Below are 20,287 nucleotides of genomic sequence, written 5' to 3' on the forward strand. Positions count from 1 at the left end.
AGAAACCCATCATCACCCGCACCACCCCGCCACCGCTGCCCGAACTCGGCAGCCTGGCAGCACTCGGCACCATGCCCGCCCTGCTGCGCCAACTCTCCGGCCTTGGCGGCTGCACGCACCCCATCCGCCTCGACGGCCACCGCACCGAGCACGAGGTGAACCGGGGCACCGGCGAGATTGGGCGCGTCCTCCGCCACCTGGACTCCGCCGAGCTGCCCGCCGGGCATCTGCTGGTCCGCTGCAACAACCGCCGTGTCACCCGCTGTCCGGCCTGCGCTGAGGTCTACCGCCGCGACACCTTCCACCTGATCACCGCCGGACTACGCGGCGGCAAAGGCACCCCTGAGGAGGTAGCCACGCACCCGCGCGTCTTCGCCACCTTCACCGCCCCCAGCTTCGGCCCGGTCCACAACCGGCCCACCGGCCCCGTCCGGCGCTGTCGCTGCGGCGTCTGCCACGACCAGGACGACGATGCGCTTGGCGCTCCACTGAACCCGGACACGTACGACTACGAATCCGCGGTGCTCTGGAACACCCGCGCCGGGCCCCTGTGGCGACGGTTCTCGATCTACCTGCGGCGGGAGGTCGCCAAGCGGGCCGGACTCACGCAACGGGCCTTCCGGGACCACGCCCGGCTGTCCTTCGCCAAGGTCGCCGAGTATCAAAAGCGCGGGGCTGTGCACTTCCATGCTGTGATCCGGCTCGATGGCCCGGAAGGCGGTGACACCCTCCCGCCGGCCTGGGCCACAACCGAGCTGCTGGCTGATTCGATTCGCGCTGCGGCAGCAAAGGCAGAGGTGAAAGGGCCGATGATCGACGGCCGGGCTCACCGCTTCGTCTTCGGCCGCCAGCTCGACGTACGGCCCATCCGTGGGCCCGAACTCGACGGCGGAACGGCGCTGACCGATCGAGCTGTCGCCGCGTACATCGCCAAGTACGCCACCAAAGGCGCCGAGACGGCGACCGGCGCTCTCGACCGGCCGATACGGCTCATCGCCGAACTCGCTCAGATCGACGTTCCCGAACACACCCGCCGCCTGATCCGCACTGCCTGGGCCCTCGGCGCTCGCAAGGATCTGGAACCTCTCCGGCTCCGTGCCTGGGCTCACATGCTCGGCTTTCGGGGCCACTTCTCTACCAAGTCGCGTCGGTACTCAACGACTCTCGGGGCTCTTCGTGAGGCCCGCGCCGCATGGCGACGGGTCCAAGTCGCCGCCGAGCTGGAGCAGGAAGACACCACGCTCGTCCTCGCCCACTGGGTCTATGCCGGAACGGGCCTGACCCCTGCCGAGGAATGGCTCGCCGCCACCATCACCCCCGCCCCCGGTACGGAAGGAGAACCGACACATGCGTGACCGGTACCTCAGCGTCAGAGAGGTCGCCGAGCTGCTGGGCACCACCGATCGCTTCCCTCGGCGCTTGGTCGCCGAGCGGCGCATCGCCTACGTCAAGGTCGGTCGCCACGTCCGTATCCCGGCGAGCGTCATTCAGGAGTACATCGACGCCAACACCGTGCGGCCGGTACAGCCTCGGCGGCGTCGCCTCGGGAGGGCTGCCTGATGGGGAACAAGAAGGGCAACCGGCGCCGCTTCGGCTCGGTCCGTCAGTACCGCTCGGGGCGCTGGACAGCGAGCTACCTGGCGCCGGACGGGCAAGAGCAGCGTTCGCCGGAGACGTTCGACACCAAGAAGGATGCTGAGGTGTGGCTGTCTCAAGTTGAGGCGGACCTGACGCGCGGGGACTGGCAGGACCCCGACGCGGGCGCCGTCAACTTCGAGGAGTACGCCTTGCGGTGGGTGAAGGAGCGTGGGCTTTCTCCCACCACCGAGGAGTTGTACCGGCGACTGCTGCGGCTGCATATCCTGCCGACCTTCCACGTCTGGGACCTGGGCGAGATAACGCCTCCACGCGTCCGCACCTGGCGCGCTGAGCGTCTGGAGACGATCGGGGCCACGACTGTCGCGAAGTCGTACCGGCTGCTGAAAGCCATCCTGGAAACGGCCGTTGAGGACGAGCTGATCCGTCGCAACCCGTGCCGGATACGCGGTGCGGGCAAGGAATCCGCCAGCGAACGACCCATAGCCACCGTTGAGCAGGTGGACGCCCTGGCGGACGCGATTGGGCCCCGGTGGCGGCTCATGGTCTACATCGCCGCGTACGGCCCTGCTCGCCCCGAGGAGCAAGCCGAGCTGCGGCGGCCGGACGTGGACCTCGATGCGGTCGGGGTGTGGGTGCGCCGGGCCGCGCCTGAGCTGACAACCGGTCGGCGGGTGGTGGGCGATACGAAGTCCGAGGCGGGGAAGCGGTTCATCGTGTTGCCCGGCTTCATGCGCAAGGACCTGGAGCGGCATCTGAAGTGGTTCGCCGAGAAGGAGCCCAACGGGCTGCTCTTCGTCGGGGAGAAGGGGGCGCCGTTCCGTCGGTCTTCCTTCGGGCGGAAGTGGCGACGGGCGCGGGCGAAAGTCGGACTTCCCGACGACTTCCGTTTCTACGATCTTCGTCACACCGGGCACACCCTCTCGACCCAGTCAGGCGCGACGCTCAAGGACGCCATGGTCCGCGCCGGGCAGTCCTCCGAGCGCGCCGCGTTGATCTATCAGCACTCGACCACAGAGCGGCAGAAGGAGGTGGCCGCCGGGATCGATGCCCGGGTGCGGGCCGACCGGCAGAAGGCCGCCGAGGCGGCATCTGGTGCGGATCTGGTGCGCGACGCTTAGAAAGCGCTAAATAGGTCTAGACAACAAGCAAGGCCCGGGTCTGTGACCTGGGCCTTCGTCGTGGAGCGGGTGACGGGAATCGAACCCGCGCTCTGAGCTTGGGAAGCTCATGTTCTACCATTAAACTACACCCGCGAGAGACACTGTCCGTCCGTGTCGCATCGTCGCACACTGTACCCCATGCCTGACCCCCGGCGCATTCGCCGTGGGGTTTTCGCGTTGTTCGGGAGAGTTTGCCCGTTGGGCGTGGGTGTGGGGTGGGGGTGGGGAAGCGGCTAGGGGGGTGGGGGAGTTGGGGCGTACGGTGGGGCGGAGTGCCGCGTGGAGTGGTGGGTGGTTGATCCCCTAATGTGGCTTTTGTCGTCCACGTTCATGGGGAAGGGACTCAATGGAGCGCACCGTCGTCCGTTGTGCCGAAGGGCACGTGTTCAGCACCGCTTCGTTCCCGATGCAGCACCTCACCGTCGACCGGATCGGTCCCGGTCGGTTGCTGCGCTGTCCGCGTTGTGCGCGGTTGCGGCAGGCGGTGCCGGTGGGTGCCGGCGGGAAGCGTTAGGGCTGTGACCGCGTCCTGACTGTCGCGACGGGGGCCCGGTCCGATTGGGCCGGGCCCGGAGCACGGGGTTCGTTTGCGTATCCTCGTTGCGTGCTTCTCTCAGACAAGGACATCCGGACCGAGATCGACGCCGGACGGGTACGGATTGATCCGTTCGATCCGGTGATGGTGCAGCCGTCGAGCATCGATGTGCGGCTGGACCGCTTCTTCCGGGTGTTCGAGAACCACCGTTATCCGCACATCGACCCGGCGGTGGAGCAGCCGGATCTGACGCGGCTGGTGGAGCCGGAGGAGGATGACGCGTTCATCCTGCACCCCGGGGAGTTCGTGCTCGCCTCGACATACGAGGTGATCTCGCTGCCGGACGACATCGCCTCGCGGCTGGAGGGGAAGTCGAGCCTGGGGCGGCTGGGGCTGCTGACGCACTCGACGGCCGGTTTCATCGACCCGGGGTTCTCGGGGCATGTGACCCTGGAACTGTCGAACGTGGCGACGTTGCCGATCAAGCTGTGGCCGGGAATGAAGATCGGGCAGCTGTGCATGTTCCGGCTGACCTCGCCGGCCGAGCATCCGTACGGATCGGCGCATTACGGCTCCCGCTACCAGGGGCAGCGCGGGCCGACGCCGTCGCGGTCGTACCAGAACTTCCACCGGACGAAGGTGTGAGCCGGGGTGAGTGACCAGCGGGAGAACCTGACGTACGAGCGCTTCGGCACCGCGGTGCGGGAGCTGGCGCAGACGATCGCGGACGACGGGTACGAGCCGGACATCGTGCTGTCCATAGCGCGGGGCGGGGTGTTCGTCGCGGGTGGGCTGGCGTATGCGCTGGACTGCAAGAACATCCACCTGGTGAATGTGGAGTTCTATACCGGCGTGGGGACCACCCTCGATATGCCGGTGATGCTGGCGCCCGTGCCCAACGCGATCGACTTCTCCGACAAGAAGGTGCTGATCGCGGACGATGTCGCGGACACCGGCAAGACGCTGAAGCTCGTCCGCGATTTCTGCGCCGACACGGTCGCCGAGGTGCGCAGCGCGGTGATCTACGAGAAGTCGCAGAGTCTCGTCAAGTGTGAGTATGTGTGGAAGCGCACGGATGACTGGGTGAACTTCCCCTGGAGCGTCGCGCCGCCCGTCGTGCGGCGCGGTGGGCAGGTGCTTGACGCCTGACGACCCCGCCGGGGAGGCGGAAAGGTGGAGGGGCCCTGGTGGGCCCCTCTCGGCGTCTTACAGCGTGCCCAGCTTCAGCAGCGACAGCAGCGCGATCAGCTGGATCGCCGACGCGCCCAGCGCCTTCTGCCAGGGCAGGTCGTGCGACTTGCTCACCATCGAGGTGAACAGCGCGCCCGCCGCGAGCCAGGTCGCCCACCCGAGCACCTGCACCGTCGGGCTGTCCCCGCCCAGGAACAGGGCGAACAGCAGGCGCGGCGCGTCCGTGATGGACATGATCAGCATCGACAGGCCGATGGTCGGGGCGTACGAGCCGTCGCCGCCGAGCTGGCGGGCCAGGGTGTGGGTGACCGCGCCCAGGATCAGGCCGCTGATCACGACCGCGACGCCGGTGACGAGGATCCACGGGATGCTGTTGCCCATCGAGGCGTTCAGCACGTCCGCGCGGGCCTGGTCGAAGCCGAAGACCACGAGCAGGCCGTAGACGAACGTCACGATCAGGGCGGGGCCCCACATCGCGTAGTCGCGCATCTGCCAGAAGGTGGCCGAGGGGCGCAGCACGATGCCGCTCAGCAGCTGCTTCCAGGGCAGGCGCGGGCCGGCGGGCGGGGCGGTGGAGGCGCCGGCGCGGTAGGTGTTGCCGTAGCCGTCGTCGTACGAGCCGGGGCCGGGGCCGTAGCCGGGGTCCTGGCCGTACGGGTCGTAGGCGTCGGGCGCCTCGCCGACGCTGAACTGCTGGGTATGGCCCGGATTGTTGTTGCTGTACGAGCCGCCGCCGCCCTGGCCCTGATGCGGGTCGTAGTACGGGTCCTGGCCGCCGAAGTACTCCGGCTCGCCGTGTGAGGCGGGCTGCTGCCACTGCGGCGGCTGCCCGCCGTGCGGCGGCGGCTGCCGGCCGTACGGCTGCTGCTGCGGTGGTTGCTGCTGCCCTTGTTGCGCGGACCGGGAGTCCCGTCCGCGTCCGATCCTGAATCCAGCCACGAATCGAACGTACCCGGTCGTCGGGACTGGGGTGCCGGACCTCTCATATCAGGTCCGGCATTGCGGCCGAGCTGTGACATCCCTTAGGGGGACCCTGGGGGGTTTTCCCCCGCAGGGGGCGGGGGCCAGCCGGTCAGTGGGTGTCAGTCGGTGTCGGCGGCGAAGGGCTTGTCGCTGAACGCGGTCTTGTCGGCGGTGCCGTCGGTGATCCACCACCACTCCGGCCGGTCACCGTACAGGGCGAACACGGGGTCGCGGCCCCAGGCCAGGACGGCCTCGTCCTTGCCGTCGTGGTCGTAGTCCCCGGCGCCGTGGAGCCGGGCGGCGCGTCGGTCCTTGCGGATCTTCTCGCCGTCCACGCGGGCGGGGGCGGTACGGGTCAGGGTGTGGCGGCGCGCGATGTCGCCCGGGGAGTCCGGCCGGACGGTGATGATCTCGACGCCGCCCGCTTCGAGCGCGACGGCCAGCTCGTCGGTGCCGTCGCCGTCGGTGTCCGCGGCGGCCAGGCCGCCCGCCATGTTCGCGATCTTGATGGGTATGTTCTTGAAGGTCTTCTTCGTGTAGACCGTCAGTGTGTGGTCCACGTCCGGCGCCTCCGTCTCGTAGCCCGGCTCGTTGTTGCGGGTGCCGCTGTCGCCGACCGCCACATCCCGCAGACCGTCCCCGTCGAAGTCGCCGAAGGCGATCGCGTTGCCCTCGCGCAGCTTGTGACCGGTGCGGGCGAGGCCGCCCGGGCCCGCGGCCAGCAGGACGGAGGCGGACTGATCGTCGTCGTTCATGGCGTGCACCACCAGATCGGTGGGCCGGTCGCCGTCGACGGTGTCCGCGATCAGCTCGCTGATGTCGCCGCCGCTGTCGCCGCTGCCGAGCGGGGTCTCGTACGGCACCGCCCTGGCGGCCTTGCCGTCCCGGCCGAACGGCCCGTACAGCACGAGGAAGGACCCGCGGTCCGCGCGCACCAGCGCCAGGTCGTGGTGGCCGTCCCCGTCGAAGTCGCCCACCGCCGGCCGCCGCGCGTCCACGCTGTCGTCGGGGCCGGTCAGCGTGGCGCGGGTGGCCTTGGCGCCGCGCCGCGGGCCGTCGGCGTCGCCCCAGGTGATGTACGGGACGGTCCGTACGGTGGTGTGGAGGCGGTCGGAATCGGCCTCGCCGAGCCGCTCGTTCACCGGGGTGACCAGGTCGGCGTAGCCGTCGCCGTCGAGGTCGGCCGTGGCGACGTCGGTCGGGGGCACGGCCGGCGTGTCCGCGTCGCGGGCGGGCAGGCCGAGGTCCTCGGGGGTGAGCACGGTGCGGGTGGCGGGGTTGAGGCCGCCCGGCGAGCCGTGGACGAAGGCGAGGAGGGTGGGACCGGTGTCCTCCTCGTTCGCGAAGAGCGGGAGCGCGAGCTCGGGATAGCCGTCGCCGTTGAGGTCGTCGGGCAGTTCGCTGCCCTTGCCCCGGGGGACGGGCGCGGTCGCGGTGGGGGTGATGACCGGGGCGCCGGTGCGGGCGCCGCCGGGTGCCGAGGTCTGCCCGTTCTTCGACGCCTTCTTCGACGCCTTCTCGTCCTTCGGGTCGCCCCCGCCGTCGCCGCCCGCACCGCACGCGGTGAGCAGCGCCAGCGCCGCGGCGCAGGCCAGCGTCGCGGAGCGGCGGCGGGGGAGGGGCGAGGGAGATCGGCCATGGTGGCTGTGCATGTGGCGGCTGTGCACGTGGGGGCTCCCAGGGCGGGTTTCGGGGTGTCAGGGGTGCCAGGGGTGTCAATGGGGGGTGTGGGCGCCGGGCCCGTCCCACGGGCCCGGCAAGCCCCGGTCAGCCGCCCAGCACCGACCCGAACTCGTTGTTCGTGTACGTGAAGCCGAACTTCGGCGCGCTGAAGGACGTGGCCCCCGTCGTCGTGATCCCGCCCCGCGCCCCGCGCAGCGACCACACCGCGCCGTCCGCCGTCGCCCCGGGGGTGACGTCCTCGCCCCTCGCGCTGATGGCCAGGTCCGCCCTGCCGTCGCCATTGATGTCGGCGGCGCCGAGGGCCGAGCCGAAGTGGTCGTCCTTCTCGCCGACGCCCGGGACGCCCGCGGTGTCCTGGTGCACGGCCTGGGCGCCGGTGCCGGTCAACCCGCTCGCGCCGCCCTTGAGCAGCACCACGGACCCGACCCCGGCCACCCCGTCGACCTCCTCGCCGGGCAGGCCGACCGCGAGGTCCGCGTAGCCGTCGCCGGTCACATCGCCGGCCGCGAGGGAGGCGCCGAAGTGGTCCACGTACTCGTTCACCCCGGGCACGCCCGCCGTGCCCTGGTGGATGAGTACGGGGCGGCGGCCGCTGCCGAGGCCGTTCTGGGCGCCGTAGTAGACGGTGATCTGGCCGGCGGACTCGGACGGGTCGTTCACCGAGTCGGGGCAGCAGTTGGTGCCCGAGCCGGTGACCAGGTCCGCGCGGCCGTCCTTGTCGAAGTCGCCGACCGCGGCCGACTCGGGCACGGCCGAGGCGCCGTCGGCCAGTTCACGCTGGAACTCGACCCCGGCGGGGCCGCCGCTGTAGACGGCGGTCCAGGCGCCGCTGGTCTCGTCCGTGTCCTGCGAGCCGTAGACGACGATGTCGCTGCTGCCCGATCCGGTGAAGTCGCCCGTGGCCAGGGCGTGGGGGTTCTCCCGGATGGAGTCGGTGACGGGCATGGCGGCAGAGGGCGCGGTACGGGTGAAGCCGTCCGCGTACGGGACGAGGCTGCCGCCGGTGAGCACGATGAGGTTCTGGCCCTGGTCGCCGTCGATGTCGGCCACGGCGACGTCGATGCCGAACGGGTCGCCGACCGGAACGCCCGCCCGGTCCGCGGGGACCGCGGTGCCGCCGTTCTTCAGGCCGTTCCGGCCGCCCCAGATGACGGTGACCGAGCCGGTCCGGGTGGTGGTGCCGTCGGTGGTCTTCTCGCCGCTGGAGGCGACCACGAGGTCGTCGTAGCCGTCGCCGTCCAGGTCGCCGCTCGCCACGTCGGAGCCGAAGGCGTCGCCCGCCTCGGGGGTGCCGGGGACGCCGGCCGTGGCCTGGGTGAGGGTGGTGGAGCGGGACGGGGCGACGCCGTTCGCCGAGCCGTAGAGCACCACGACGCTGCCGGCGCCGGCCCGGCCGTTGACGGGGGCCTTGGGGGTGGCGGTGACGAGGTCGTCGTAGCCGTCGCCGTTGAAGTCGTGCTGCGCGGAGGCCGCGGCGGCGCGTGCGCCGGACGCGCTCGCGCTCGCCGTGGGCGAGACGGAGTCGGCGGGTGCCGCGGGGGCGGCCTGGGCGCCGAAGGTGCCGGCAGCGACGGCCGCGACGGCGATGGCGAGGTTCCGTAGACGCGAGGTCGGCACAAGAGCTCCAAGGGTGGGGCGGGACGGTGGGGTGGAGCAGGGAGCTCCCGCCGGTGTGACTCGCGGGGCGTGCGGAGGGTTGCGCGTTCATGCTGCGGGGGTGTTGTGAAGGTGAACGGACGGGGGACGTGGGTCAGTTGTCGTTGTGTCGGGTCGGGGAGAGTGGGGTCCGGGCGCCCTTTGGCTCAAAGGCGCGGTATTCATGTATCAGCACCTTCCAGGGCATTTCAGTTTCGGAACATCTGCTTGGCTGTAGAGATGACTTATGGTGCGGAAGGGCTGTTCAGGACATTCCTGTGCAGAGGTTTGGGGCATGATCCTGTAGAGATCCGCAACCTTGTTGTGAGAAGCGTCATTTCGCGGTCAGGATCGAGTCATGTTCGGAGCGGTTGAGGCGGGGGCGGCCATGGTCGTACTGCACGGCATGCGGGTGGTTGTTGATTCGAAGAAACGTTCATGGGGGGAGGGGGTGGGTGGAGCGTAGTCAGATGTCCGATGCAAGTGGTCGGCCGGCCGCGGCGGATGCCGCTCGCCCGCCGGAGGACGAGAGCGGCGGAAGCGGCGACGGCGGCGGAAGCGGCGACAGCGGCGGAAGCGGCGACAGCGGCAGACGCGGAAGCACGGCCAGATCGTTCGGTCTGTCCCGGGTTCCGTCGGCCCGCTCGCTGAGCGACCGGCAACGGTCGGCGGAGCCACAGCCGTTACCGCCGCCCGGCGGCCCTGAGCCGGCCTCAGCGCCCACGGGCCGCACCCGCGAAAGCCACGAGTCCGGCCCTGACTCCGGCCGTGAGTCCCAAGGCCGCGCCGCCCGGACCGCGCCCACCGCCCGGCCCACCGGGCCGGTCCGGCCCAACCGGCCCACCCAGCCGGCCCGGTCCGCCCGATCCGTACGGCGCGCCGTGCTGCGCCTCACCCGTACGGTCGCCAGCCAGGTGTTCTTCCTCCAGGTGGCGGTCGTGCTGCTGCTCGCCGTCGCCGCCGGGGCGGCCCTCGTACTCCAGTCCCGGCACGACACCGACCAGGAGGCCCGCCGCCGCTCGCTCGCCGTCGCCGAGTCCTTCGCGAACGCCCCGGGCATGGTCGAGGCGCTGCGCTCCCCCGACCCGACCGCGATCCTCCAGCCGCGCACCGAGCGCGCCCGCCACCGGGCCGGCGTCGACTTCATCGTCGTCCTGACCACGGACGGCATCCGCTACACGCACCCCGAGAGGGAGCAGATCGGCCTGCACTTCCTCGGGAGCTACCGCGCCGCCGCGGAGGGCGGCACGGTCACCGAGACGTCCACGGGCGTCCTCGGCCCCTCCGTACGGGCCGTGGTGCCCGTCACCGACAGCCGGGGCAAGATCGTCGGCCTGGTCGCCGCCGGGATCACCGTGGAGAAGGTGAGCGGCGCGGTCGACAAGCAGCTGCCGATCCTCCTCGGCGGCGTCGCCGCCGCGCTCATCCTGGCCACGGGCGGCACGGCGCTGGTCAGCAGGCGGCTGCGGCGGCAGACCCACGGCCTGGACCCGGGCGAGATGACGCGCATGTACGAGCACCACGACGCGGTGCTGCACTCCGTACGGGAGGGCGTGCTGATCGTCGACGGGGACGGCCGGCTGCTGCTGGCCAACGACGAGGCGCGCCGGCTGTTCGACCTGCCCCCGGACGCCGAGGGCCACCCGGTCACCGAGCTCGGCTTCGACCCGAGCACCGCCGAGCTGCTGGTGTCGGGCCGCCCCGCCACCGACGAGGTGCACAAGGCGGGGGAGCGGCTGCTGACCGTCAGCCACCGGCCGACCGACCGCAACGGCGGGCCGCCCGGCAGCGTCGCCACGCTCCGCGACACCACCGAGCTGCGCACCCTGTCCGGCAAGGTCGACGTGGCGCGCAAGCGGCTTCGGCTGCTGTACGACGCGGGGGTGCGGGTCGGCACCACGCTGGACGTGGTGCGCACGGCCCAGGAGCTGACCGAATACGCGGTGGAACGGTTCGCCGACTACGTCGCGGTGGATCTGGTGGACCCGGTGCTGCGCGGCGAGGAGCCGACCGGCGCGGCCACGGGCAGCGGTGCCACCGCGCGCACCTCGCTGCGCCGCACCGCCCTCAGCGGCATCCGCGAGGACGTAGGGCTGTATCCGCTGGGCGGGCTGATCCGCTACGGCCCGTTCACGCCGCAGGCCAGGGGGTTCGCCAGCGGTGAGACGACCGTGGAGGCCGTGCTCGGCGACTTCTCCGGATGGCAGGAGCACGACCCGGACCGGGCGCAGCGGATCGTCGCGGGCGGCATCCACTCCATGATCGCGGTCCCGCTGCGGGCCCGGGGCGTCATCCTGGGCATCGCCACGTTCATGCGCTCGGAGAAGCCCGAGCCCTTCGAGATGGACGATGTGTCCCTCGCGGAGGAGCTGGTCACCCGGGCCGCGGTGTCCATCGACAACGCCCGGCGGTACACGCGCGAGCACACCATGGCGGTGACGCTCCAGCGCAGCCTGCTGCCGCAGGTGCTGCCCGAGCAGAGCGCGCTGGATGTGGCGTACCGCTATCTGCCCGCGGAGTCGGGGGTGGGCGGTGACTGGTTCGATGTGATTCCGCTGCCGGGGGCTCGGGTGGCGCTGGTGGTGGGCGATGTGGTGGGGCACGGGCTGCATGCCGCGGCCACGATGGGGCGGCTGCGTACCGCGGTGCACAACTTCTCCACCCTCGACCTGCCGCCCGACGAGATCCTCTCCCACCTCGACGATCTGATCGACCGGATCGACCAGGACGAGCGCTCGGAGAGCCTGGCGGGCGGCGGCGTGATCACCGGCGCCACCTGTCTGTACGCGATCTACGACCCGGTGTCCCGGCGCTGCACCATGGCCCGGGCCGGACATCCGCCGCCCGCGGTGGTGTCCCCGGACGGCTCGGTGGAGTTCTCCGAGGTGCCGGCCGGGCCGCCGCTCGGCCTGGGCGGGCTGCCCTTCGAGACGGTGGAGCTTCAGTTGCCCGAGGGCAGCCACCTCGTCCTCTACACCGACGGCCTGGTCGAGAAGCGCGACCGGGACATCGAGGAGGGCCTGGAGCTGCTGCGCGCGTCCCTCTCCCACGCCGGGCGGACGCCGGAGGAGACCTGCACGGCGGTGCTCGGCGAGATGCTGCCGGACACCCCCAGCGACGACATCGCGCTGATCGTCGCCTGTACGCGGGTGCTGGAGCCGGAGCGGATCGCGGACTGGGAGGTGCCGTCCGACCCGGCCCTGGTCTCCGCGGTGCGCGCCGCGGTGGCGGCGCGGCTGGCCGAGTGGGACCTGGGCGACGTGGCGTTCACCACCGAGCTGATCCTCAGCGAGCTGATCACCAACGCGATCCGCTACGCGACCGGGCCGATCCGGGTGCGGCTGCTGTGCGACCGCAGCCTGATCTGCGAGGTGTCCGACACCAGCAGCACCTCGCCGCATCTTCGGTACGCGGCGACGGAGGACGAGGGCGGGCGCGGGCTGTTCCTCGTCTCGCGGTTCGCCGACCGGTGGGGGACGAGGTACACGGCGGAGGGCAAGGTCATCTGGACCGAGCAGACGCTGCCGCAGCGCGGTAAGCGGCGCTACTAGGCCCCGGCCCCGCGCCGAACGCGAAGACGGGCCTGATCCGGTCGGTCGGCCGGATCAGGCCCGTCGGGATGACGAAGGGGACGTTGGCGCTACTTCACCGGCTCCGGCTCGGGCTCGGGTGCCGTCTCGCCGTCGTCCTCCGGCTCGGCGGGCGTCTTGACGGAGTCGAGCAGCAGCTGCGCCACGTCCACGACCTGGAGCGACTCCTTCGCCTTCCCTTCGTTCTTCTTGCCGTTGACGGAGTCGGTCAGCATGACGAGGCAGAACGGGCAGGCGGTGGAGACGATGTCCGGGTTGAGGGACAGCGCCTCGTCCACGCGCTCGTCGTTGATGCGCTTGCCGATGCGCTCTTCCATCCACATGCGGGCGCCGCCGGCACCGCAGCAGAAGCCGCGCTCCTTGTGGCGGTGCATCTCCTCGTTCCTGAGCCCCGGCACCTTGGCGATGATCTCGCGCGGCGGGGTGTAGACCTTGTTGTGGCGGCCCAGGTAGCAGGGGTCGTGGTAGGTGATGAGCCCCTCGACCGGGGTGACCGGGACCAGCTTGCCCTCGTCGACGAGGTGCTGGAGCAGCTGGGTGTGGTGGATGACCTCGTAGTGGCCGCCGAGCTGCGGGTATTCGTTCGCGATGGTGTTGAAGCAGTGCGGGCAGGTCGCGACGATCTTCTTCTTGGACTTCTCGACGACGACGCCTTCCTCCCCCTCTTCACCTTCGGCGGACTCGCCGAATGCCATGTTCAGCATCTCGACGTTCTGCTGGCCGAGCTGCTGGAAGAGGAACTCGTTGCCCAGACGGCGGGGCGAGTCGCCGGTGCAGGACTCGTCGCCGCCCATGATCGCGAACTTGACGCCCGCGATGTGCAGCAGTTCCGCGAAGGCCTTGGTGGTCTTCTTGGCGCGGTCCTCCAGGGCGCCCGCGCAGCCGACCCAGTAGAGGTAGTCGACCTCGGTGAGGTCCTCGACGTCCTTGCCGACGACCGGCACCTCGAAGTCGACTTCCTTCGTCCAGGCGAGCCGCTGCTTCTTGGCCAGCCCCCAGGGGTTGCCCTTCTTCTCCAGGTTCTTGAGCATCGTCCCGGCCTCGGAGGGGAAGCTGGACTCGATCATGACCTGGTAGCGGCGCATGTCCACGATGTGGTCGACGTGTTCGATGTCGACGGGGCACTGCTCGACGCAGGCGCCGCAGGTGGTGCAGGACCACAGCACGTCCGGGTCGATGACGCCGTTCGCCTCCAGCGTGCCGATCAGCGGCCGCTCGGCCTCGGCCAGCGCCGACGCCGGGACGTCCTTCAACGCCTCGGCGGACGCCTTCTCCTCCCCCTCCGGCCCCGCGGCGGCAGCCGCTGATGTCACAGCGCCGCCGCCCGCGAGCAGATACGGCGCCTTGGCGTGCGAGTGGTCGCGCAGCGACATGATCAGCAGCTTCGGCGAGAGCGGCTTGCCGGTGTTCCAGGCGGGGCACTGCGACTGGCAGCGGCCGCACTCGGTGCAGGTGGAGAAGTCGAGCAGGCCCTTCCAGGAGAAGTGCTCGATCTGGGAGACGCCGAAGACGTCGTCGTCGCCCGGGTCCTCGAAGTCGATCGGCTTGCCGCCCGACGTCATCGGCTGAAGCGCGCCGAGCGCCACCTCTCCGCTCGACTCGCGCTTGAACCAGATGTTGGGGAAGGCGAGGAAGCGGTGCCAGGCGATGCTCATGTCGATGTTCACGGAGACCGTGATCATCCAGACCATCGTCGTGCCGAGCTTGATCATCGCGAACAGGTAGGTCAGGTTCTGCACCGCGCCGATGCTGAGGCTCTTGAAGAGCAGCACCAGCGGATACGAGGCGAAGTACTCCGGCTCGTAGGAGTCCACATGGTGCAGCGCGCCCTCCGTGCCGCGCAGCACCATGATCGCGATGCCGATGATGAGGATGACGTACTCGACGAAGTACGCCTGCCAGGCCGTGGAGCCGGCGAACCGCGACTTGCGGCCGGCCCGGCTGGGCAGGTTCAGCAGCCGGATCACGATCAGGGTCGCGATGCCGAGCGTGGTCATGGTGCCGATGAACTCGATGTACAGCTCGTAGGGGAGGAAGCCGCCGAGGACCGGCAGCGTCCAGTCCGCCTGGAAGAGCTGGCCGTAGGCGTTGATGATGGTCGGCGGCAGGGTCAGGAAGCCGATCGCGACGAACCAGTGGGCGACGCCGACGATGCCCCACTTGTTCATCCGGGTGTGCGCGAGGAACTCCCGGACCAGCGTCACACTGCGCTGGTAGGGGTTGTCGGTCCGGGCGCCCGCCGGCACCGGCGTGCCGAGCTTGAAGAAGCGCACGAACTGCGCGATGGCGCGGCCGAGCAGGGCAACGCCGACCGCGGTGAGGACCAGCGACACGATGATCGCGGCGAGTTGCATGGGGGCTCCTCGAACCTGCGAGAGCGGAAGTACGCGGAAGTACGTGGATTACTAAGCAGTAACTTATCTGGTCTTGACCGAGATTACCCGGGGAGCCGGTGGCTCATGTAGCCGACCGGCCGGTGATCTGTGTCGCTCGGTGGTACCACCTCGCGCGCCCTCCCGTCGCCTTGTCCGTGTCCTGTAAATAAGAGCTGCATAAAAGTTGAGTCGGTCCGGCTCAGGTCTGTTGACACGGCGGATTCGGTCGGGCACTCTTGAGCCTGTTCCACTCAATGCTGTGTAGCTGGAGGATTGCGAAATGGCTCGTGCGGTCGGCATCGACCTGGGTACGACGAACTCCGTCGTCAGTGTGCTCGAAGGCGGTGAGCCCACCGTCATCACCAACGCCGAGGGCGCCAGGACCACGCCGTCCGTCGTCGCCTTCGCCAAGAACGGCGAGGTCCTGGTCGGTGAGGTCGCCAAGCGCCAGGCGGTGACCAACGTGGACCGGACCATCCGGTCGGTCAAGCGCCACATGGGCACCGGCTGGAAGATCAACATCGACAACAAGGACTTCAACCCGCAGCAGATGAGCGCCTTCATCCTGCAGAAGCTCAAGCGGGACGCCGAGGCCTACCTGGGCGAGAAGGTCGCGGACGCGGTCATCACCGTCCCGGCGTACTTCAACGACGCCGAGCGCCAGGCCACCAAGGAGGCCGGTGAGATCGCGGGCCTCAACGTTCTGCGTATCGTCAACGAGCCTACCGCTGCCGCCCTCGCCTACGGGCTGGAGAAGGACGACCAGACCATCCTGGTCTTCGACCTCGGCGGCGGCACCTTCGACGTCTCGCTGCTGGAGATCGGCGACGGCGTGGTGGAGGTCAAGGCCACCAACGGTGACAACCACCTCGGTGGTGACGACTGGGACCAGCGCGTCGTCGACTACCTGGTCAAGCAGTTCAACAACGGCCACGGCGTCGACCTGTCCAAGGACAAGATGGCCCTCCAGCGCCTCCGCGAGGCCGCTGAGAAGGCGAAGATCGAGCTCTCCAGCTCCACCGAGACCACGATCAACCTGCCCTACATCACGGCCTCCGCCGAGGGCCCGCTGCACCTGGACGAGAAGCTCACCCGCGCCCAGTTCCAGCAGCTGACCAGCGACCTGCTCGAGCGCTGCAAGGTCCCCTTCCACAACGTGATCAAGGACGCGGGCATCGCCCTCTCCGAGATCGACCACGTGGTCCTGGTCGGCGGCTCGACCCGGATGCCGGCCGTCGCCGAGCTCGTCAAGGAGCTGACCGGCGGCAAGGAGGCCAACAAGGGCGTCAACCCGGACGAGGTCGTCGCCATCGGCGCCTCGCTCCAGGCCGGTGTCCTCAAGGGCGAGGTCAAGGACGTCCTCCTGCTGGACGTCACCCCGCTGTCCCTCGGTATCGAGACCAAGGGCGGCATCATGACCAAGCTGATCGAGCGCAACACGACGATTCCGACCAAGCGCTCGGAGATCTTCACCACGGCCGAGGACAACCAGCCGTCCGTGCAGATCCAGGTCTACCAGGGCGAGCGCGAGATCGCGGCGTACAACAAGAAGCTCGGCATGTTCGAGCTGACCGGCCTGCCGCCGGCCCCGCGCGGCGTGCCGCAGATCGAGGTCACCTTCGACATCGACGCCAACGGGATCATGCACGTCGGTGCCAAGGACCTCGGCACCGGCAAGGAGCAGAAGATGACCGTCACCGGCGGCTCCGCGCTGCCGAAGGACGACATCGACCGCATGATGCGCGAGGCCGAGCAGTACGCGGAGGAGGACCACAAGCGCCGCGAGTCCGCCGAGACCCGCAACCAGGCCGAGCAGCTGGTCTACCAGACCGAGAAGTTCCTCAAGGACAACGAGGACAAGGTCCCCGGCGACGTCAAGACCGAGGTCGAGACCGCGCTCGGCGAGCTGAAGGAAAAGCTCAAGGGCGACGACACCGCCGAGATCCGCACCTCCACCGAGAAGGTCGCGGCCGTCAGCCAGAAGCTGGGCCAGGCGCTGTACGCCAACGCCCAGGCGGACGGCGCGGGCGCGCCCGGTGCCGCGGGCGCGGCCGCCGGTGACGGCCAGGCCAAGGCCGACGACGACGTCGTGGACGCCGAGATCGTGGACGACGAGAAGAGCGACAAGGGTCGGGGTGGTGCCGCGTGACGGAGGAGACCCCGGGCTTCGAGGAGCAGCCCGACGTCCCCTCCGAGGCCGCACAGACCCCTGACGATGCGGCCAAGGGTGCCGCCGGGTCCGCCGACAAGGCGGGCCCGGAGGCCCAGGCAGGGGACCTCGAGCAGGTGGCCATCCAGGCCCAGCTGGACCAGGTCCGTACGGCGCTCAACGAGCGCACGGCAGACCTCCAGCGGCTCCAGGCGGAGTACCAGAACTATCGACGCCGGGTCGAGCGGGACCGGGTGACGGTCAAGGAGATCGCCGTGGCGAACCTCCTGACCGAGCTGCTGCCCGTGCTCGACGACATCGGCCGCGCTCGTGACCACGGCGAGCTCGTCGGCGGCTTCAAGTCCGTCGCCGAGTCGCTGGAGACGACCGCGTCCAAGATGGGCCTTCAGCAGTTCGGCGCGGAGGGCGAGCCCTTCGACCCGCTGGTGCACGAGGCGCTGATGCACTCGTATGCGCCGGACGTCACCGAAACCACGTGCGTGCAGATTCTGCAGCCGGGGTATCGAATCGGCGAGCGTACGATCCGCCCGGCGCGGGTCGCGGTCGCCGAGCCCCAGCCGGGCGCCCAGCCCAAGGGGGACGAGACGCCGGACGAGGAGAGCGGTGGCCCGGAAGAGGGCTGACGTGACAGCGGTGGCAGGAGAGGAGGGACGTCGAGGATGAGCACCAAGGACTTCGTCGAGAAGGACTACTACAAAGTCCTCGGCGTCCCCAAGGACGCGACCGAGGCGGAGATCAAGAAGGCGTACCGGAAACTCGCCCGCGAGTTCCACCCGGACGCCAACAAGGGCGACGCCAAGGCCGAGGAGCGCTTCAAGGAGATCTCCGAGGCGAACGACGTCCTGGGCGACCCCAAGCGCCGCAAGGAGTACGACGAGGCGCGCGCCCTGTTCGGCAACGGCGGCTTCCGCCCCGGGCCGGGCGCGGGCGGCACCGGCAACTTCAACTTCGATCTGGGCGACCTCTTCGGCGGCGCCCAGCCCGGGGGCGGCGCCGGTGGCGCGGGCGGCTTCGGCGGCGGCCTCGGGGACGTCTTCGGTGGCCTCTTCAACCGTGGCACCTCCACCCGTGCCCAGCCGCGCCGCGGCCAGGACATCGAGTCCGAGGTGACGCTGAGCTTCACCGAGGCAGTGGAGGGGGCCACGGTCCCGCTGCGGATGTCCAGTCAGGCCCCGTGCAAGGCGTGCTCGGGCACCGGCGACAAGAACGGCACCCCGCGGGTGTGCCCGACCTGCGTCGGCACCGGGCAGGTCAGCCGCGGCGGCGGGGGCGGCTTCTCGCTCACCGACCCGTGCGTGGACTGCCGGGGCCGCGGCCTGATAGCGCAGAACCCCTGCGAGACCTGCAAGGGCAGCGGCCGTGCCCGCAGCGCCCGCACCATGCAGGTCCGGATCCCCGCGGGCGTCAGCGACGGCCAGCGGATCCGGCTGCGCGGCAAGGGCGCCCCGGGCGAGACCGGCGGGCCGGCCGGCGATCTGTATGTGGTGGTCCATGTCGACCCCCACCCGGTCTTCGGCCGCAAGGGCGACAACCTCACCGTCACCGTGCCCGTCACCCTCCCGGAGGCGGCGCTCGGCGGCGAGATCAAGGTCCCGACGCTCGGCGGCCCCCCGGTCACCCTGAAGCTGCCGGCCGGCACGCCCAACGGCCGCACGATGCGCGCCCGCGGCAAGGGCGCGGTGCGCAAGGACGGCACCCGCGGCGACCTGCTGGTCACCGTCGAGGTCACCGTCCCCAAGGACCTCAGCGACAAGGCGCGCGAGGCGCTGGAGTCGTACCGGGAGGCGACCGCGGGGGAGGACCCGCGGGCGGAGCTGTTCCAGTCCGCGAAGGGAGCGTGACCCCATGGAGACGTCTGGGCTCGGAGGCAGGAGCCGCAACCCGTACGAGCTGACCGACGAGTCGCCGGTGTACGTCATCTCGGTCGCCGCTCAGCTCTCCGGGCTGCACCCCCAGACCCTGCGCCAGTACGACCGGCTGGGCCTGGTCTCCCCCGACCGCACGGCCGGCCGCGGGCGCCGCTACTCGGCCCGCGACATCCAGCTGCTCCGCCAGGTGCAGCAGCTCTCCCAGGACGAGGGCATCAACCTCGCCGGCATCAAGCGCATCATCGAACTGGAGAACCAGGTCGCCGCCCTCCAGGAGCGCGTCGCCGAACTCCAGTCCGCGGTCGAGGGCGCGGCCGCGGCGATGCAGCAGCGCGAGGCCGCGGTCCACGCCTCCTACCGCCGCGACCTGGTCCCCTACGACCAGGTCCGGCAGACCAGCGCGCTGGTGGTGTGGCGTCCCAAGCCCAAGCGGTCGGAGTAGCGGCCGCGCGTTGCGCGCCGGCCTCACCCCATCGAGTGGCCCGGTGACCGATCCGTCGGTCACCGGGCCGCTTTCTGTCGGCGTGAGGGCGTTGTCCTCGGCTACTTCGGGTCGCGGTTGAAGGTGGCCTGGGACCAGCGGTAGCCGAGGGCTGTCAGGGCCAGGCACCAGGTGATGCTGATCCACCAGTTGTTGCCGATGTCGGTGCCGAGGAGGAGGCCGCGGACGGTTTCGATGGTGGGGGTGAAGGGCTGGTATTCGGCGATCGGCTGGAACCAGCCGGGCATGGCGTCGATGGGGACGAAGGTGCTGGAGATGAGGGGGAGGAAGATCAGTGGCATGGCGTTGTTGCTGGCGGCTTCCGGGCTGGGGCTGACCATGCCCATGCCGACGGCGATCCAGGTGAGTGCCAGGGCGAAGAGTGCGAGGAGTCCGAAGGCTGCGAGCCAGTCGAGGGCGGTGGCGTCGGTGGAGCGGAAGCCGATGGCCACGCCGACGGCGCCGACGAGGATCACGCTGGCGATGGCTTGGAGGACGCTGCCGATGACGTGGCCGATGAGTATGGAGCCGCGGTGGATGGCCATGGTGCGGAAGCGGGCGATGATGCCCTCGGTCATGTCCATGGAGACGGAGACGGCGGTGCCGATGGTGGTGCTGCCGATGGTCATCAGCAGGAGCCCGGGGACGAGATATTTGAGGTACTCGGAGCGGTCGGCGCCGCCACCCCCGATGCCCGCGCTCATGGTGTCGCCGAAGATGTAGACGAACAGCAGCAGCAGCATGATCGGCGTCAGCAGCAGATTCAGGGTCATCGACGGGTAGCGCCGCGCGTGCAGGAGGTTGCGCCGCAGCATCGTCGACGAGTCGCGGACGGCGAGGGAGAGGGAGCTCATCGGACAGCCTCCTTGGGCTGGTTCGGCTGGGTGGTGCTGGTGAGGGCGAAGAAGACGTCGTCGAGGTCGGGGGTGTGGACGGTGAGTTCGTCGGCTTCGATGCCGGCGGTGTCGAGCCAGTCGAGGATGGAGCGCAGTTCGCGTTGGCTGCCGTCGCTGGGGATCTGGAGGGCGAGGGATTCG

General features: G+C 70.1%; 15 protein-coding genes, 1 tRNA gene and 1 pseudogene. 10 read left to right on the forward strand and 7 right to left on the reverse strand.

The annotated features are described in order from the left end of the window. Positions 1 to 71: 71 nt before the first annotated feature. The 3 genes from ACH4S9_RS36590 to ACH4S9_RS36600 are packed head-to-tail and all read left to right on the forward strand — an operon-like array spanning position 72 to position 2,717. Positions 72 to 1,355, forward strand: a complete 1,284-nt coding sequence (locus ACH4S9_RS36590; protein ID WP_398375889.1) for a replication initiator — start codon at positions 72 to 74, stop codon at positions 1,353 to 1,355. After that, entirely contained in the window at positions 1,348 to 1,560 is a 213-nt protein-coding gene (locus ACH4S9_RS36595) for an excisionase family DNA-binding protein (protein WP_361192641.1), read from the forward strand. Before ACH4S9_RS36590 ends, ACH4S9_RS36595 begins: the two co-directional genes overlap by 8 nt. Beyond that, positions 1,560 to 2,717: a tyrosine-type recombinase/integrase gene (locus ACH4S9_RS36600; protein ID WP_398375892.1), complete on the forward strand. Its 1,158-nt coding sequence runs from the start codon at positions 1,560 to 1,562 to the stop codon at positions 2,715 to 2,717. Before ACH4S9_RS36595 ends, ACH4S9_RS36600 begins: the two co-directional genes overlap by 1 nt. Positions 2,718 to 2,778: 61 nt before the next feature. Here the strand turns inward: ACH4S9_RS36600 and ACH4S9_RS36605 are convergent. Continuing rightward, a tRNA-Gly gene (locus ACH4S9_RS36605) sits at positions 2,779 to 2,852 on the reverse strand. A 511-nt stretch (positions 2,853 to 3,363) separates the two neighbouring features. Here ACH4S9_RS36605 and dcd point away from each other — a divergent pair. Together dcd and ACH4S9_RS36615 are read left to right on the forward strand one after the other, a co-directional pair. After that, the gene (gene dcd / locus ACH4S9_RS36610) at positions 3,364 to 3,939 is read left to right on the forward strand and encodes a dCTP deaminase (RefSeq protein ID WP_385347375.1); all 576 of its coding nucleotides are present in this window, start codon (positions 3,364 to 3,366) and stop codon (positions 3,937 to 3,939) included. Positions 3,940 to 3,945: 6 nt separating this feature from the next. After that, a complete protein-coding gene (locus tag ACH4S9_RS36615; RefSeq protein ID WP_311729184.1) occupies positions 3,946 to 4,443 on the forward strand; it encodes a phosphoribosyltransferase in 498 nt (165 codons plus the stop codon). A 57-nt stretch (positions 4,444 to 4,500) separates the two neighbouring features. Here the strand turns inward: ACH4S9_RS36615 and ACH4S9_RS36620 are convergent, their stop codons facing one another. The 3 genes from ACH4S9_RS36620 to ACH4S9_RS36630 form a co-directional block, all read right to left on the reverse strand. Next, positions 4,501 to 5,424 (reverse strand): Yip1 family protein, encoded by a 924-nt coding sequence (locus ACH4S9_RS36620; RefSeq protein WP_398375897.1) that lies wholly within the window; start codon positions 5,422 to 5,424, stop codon positions 4,501 to 4,503. A gap of 143 nt (positions 5,425 to 5,567) precedes the next feature. Next, complete coding sequence (locus tag ACH4S9_RS36625) at positions 5,568 to 7,100, reverse strand: FG-GAP repeat domain-containing protein (protein ID WP_385347379.1); 1,533 nt, start codon at positions 7,098 to 7,100, stop codon at positions 5,568 to 5,570. Positions 7,101 to 7,215: 115 nt separating this feature from the next. Beyond that, positions 7,216 to 8,748: an FG-GAP repeat protein gene (locus ACH4S9_RS36630; protein WP_398375899.1), complete on the reverse strand. Its 1,533-nt coding sequence runs from the start codon at positions 8,746 to 8,748 to the stop codon at positions 7,216 to 7,218. Between the two features lie 488 nt (positions 8,749 to 9,236). Here ACH4S9_RS36630 and ACH4S9_RS36635 point away from each other — a divergent pair, with 488 nt between their 5' ends. Further along, positions 9,237 to 12,317: a SpoIIE family protein phosphatase gene (locus ACH4S9_RS36635; RefSeq protein ID WP_398375901.1), complete on the forward strand. Its 3,081-nt coding sequence runs from the start codon at positions 9,237 to 9,239 to the stop codon at positions 12,315 to 12,317. Positions 12,318 to 12,406: 89 nt separating this feature from the next. On the opposite strand, the gene ACH4S9_RS36640 is transcribed toward ACH4S9_RS36635, so the two are convergent. Then, a complete protein-coding gene (locus ACH4S9_RS36640; RefSeq protein WP_398375903.1) occupies positions 12,407 to 14,710 on the reverse strand; it encodes a (Fe-S)-binding protein in 2,304 nt (767 codons plus the stop codon). Positions 14,711 to 15,011: 301 nt separating this feature from the next. On the opposite strand from ACH4S9_RS36640, the gene dnaK reads away from it, so the two are divergent. From dnaK to ACH4S9_RS36660, 4 genes are read left to right on the forward strand one after another with little or no spacing between them, the layout of a single operon-like run. Then, complete coding sequence (gene dnaK, locus ACH4S9_RS36645) at positions 15,012 to 16,880, forward strand: molecular chaperone DnaK (protein WP_311729178.1); 1,869 nt, start codon at positions 15,012 to 15,014, stop codon at positions 16,878 to 16,880. Further along, positions 16,877 to 17,524 carry a nucleotide exchange factor GrpE gene (gene grpE, locus ACH4S9_RS36650; protein ID WP_311729177.1) on the forward strand — a complete coding sequence of 216 codons (648 nt, stop codon included), beginning with the start codon at positions 16,877 to 16,879 and terminating at the stop codon, positions 17,522 to 17,524. Before dnaK ends, grpE begins: the two co-directional genes overlap by 4 nt. Positions 17,525 to 17,560: 36 nt before the next feature. Then, positions 17,561 to 18,742 carry a molecular chaperone DnaJ gene (dnaJ, locus tag ACH4S9_RS36655; RefSeq protein WP_311729176.1) on the forward strand — a complete coding sequence of 394 codons (1,182 nt, stop codon included), beginning with the start codon at positions 17,561 to 17,563 and terminating at the stop codon, positions 18,740 to 18,742. Between the two features lie 4 nt (positions 18,743 to 18,746). Beyond that, complete coding sequence (locus ACH4S9_RS36660) at positions 18,747 to 19,211, forward strand: heat shock protein transcriptional repressor HspR (RefSeq protein WP_311729175.1); 465 nt, start codon at positions 18,747 to 18,749, stop codon at positions 19,209 to 19,211. A 101-nt stretch (positions 19,212 to 19,312) separates the two neighbouring features. On the opposite strand, the gene ACH4S9_RS36665 is transcribed toward ACH4S9_RS36660, so the two are convergent. Next, on the reverse strand, positions 19,313 to 20,104 hold the full coding sequence (locus tag ACH4S9_RS36665; RefSeq protein WP_311729174.1) for an ABC transporter permease: 792 nt from the start codon (positions 20,102 to 20,104) through the stop codon (positions 19,313 to 19,315). Next, positions 20,101 to 20,287, reverse strand: a pseudogene (locus ACH4S9_RS36670) (ABC transporter); the annotation flags it as partial. The pseudogene ACH4S9_RS36670 and the gene ACH4S9_RS36665, both read right to left, overlap by 4 nt.

Origin of the sequence: Streptomyces sp. NPDC021225, assembly GCF_044332865.1 — a bacterium.
Lineage (GTDB): Bacteria > Actinomycetota > Actinomycetes > Streptomycetales > Streptomycetaceae > Streptomyces.

Bases quoted from the DNA above. Each gene is read 5' to 3' on its own strand.
- ACH4S9_RS36590 (WP_398375889.1), top strand. From the start codon at position 72: ATGCCCGCCCTGCTGCGCCAACTCTCCGGCCTTGGCGGCTGCACGCAC.
- ACH4S9_RS36595 (WP_361192641.1), top strand. From the start codon at position 1,348: ATGCGTGACCGGTACCTCAGCGTCAGAGAGGTCGCCGAGCTGCTGGGC.
- ACH4S9_RS36600 (WP_398375892.1), top strand. From the start codon at position 1,560: ATGGGGAACAAGAAGGGCAACCGGCGCCGCTTCGGCTCGGTCCGTCAG.
- ACH4S9_RS36625 (WP_385347379.1), bottom strand. From the start codon at position 7,100: ATGCACAGCCACCATGGCCGATCTCCCTCGCCCCTCCCCCGCCGCCGC.
- ACH4S9_RS36635 (WP_398375901.1), top strand. From the start codon at position 9,237: ATGTCCGATGCAAGTGGTCGGCCGGCCGCGGCGGATGCCGCTCGCCCG.
- ACH4S9_RS36640 (WP_398375903.1), bottom strand. From the start codon at position 14,710: ATGCAACTCGCCGCGATCATCGTGTCGCTGGTCCTCACCGCGGTCGGC.
- dnaK (WP_311729178.1), top strand. From the start codon at position 15,012: ATGGCTCGTGCGGTCGGCATCGACCTGGGTACGACGAACTCCGTCGTC.
- dnaJ (WP_311729176.1), top strand. From the start codon at position 17,561: ATGAGCACCAAGGACTTCGTCGAGAAGGACTACTACAAAGTCCTCGGC.
- ACH4S9_RS36660 (WP_311729175.1), top strand. From the start codon at position 18,747: ATGGAGACGTCTGGGCTCGGAGGCAGGAGCCGCAACCCGTACGAGCTG.
- ACH4S9_RS36665 (WP_311729174.1), bottom strand. From the start codon at position 20,104: ATGAGCTCCCTCTCCCTCGCCGTCCGCGACTCGTCGACGATGCTGCGG.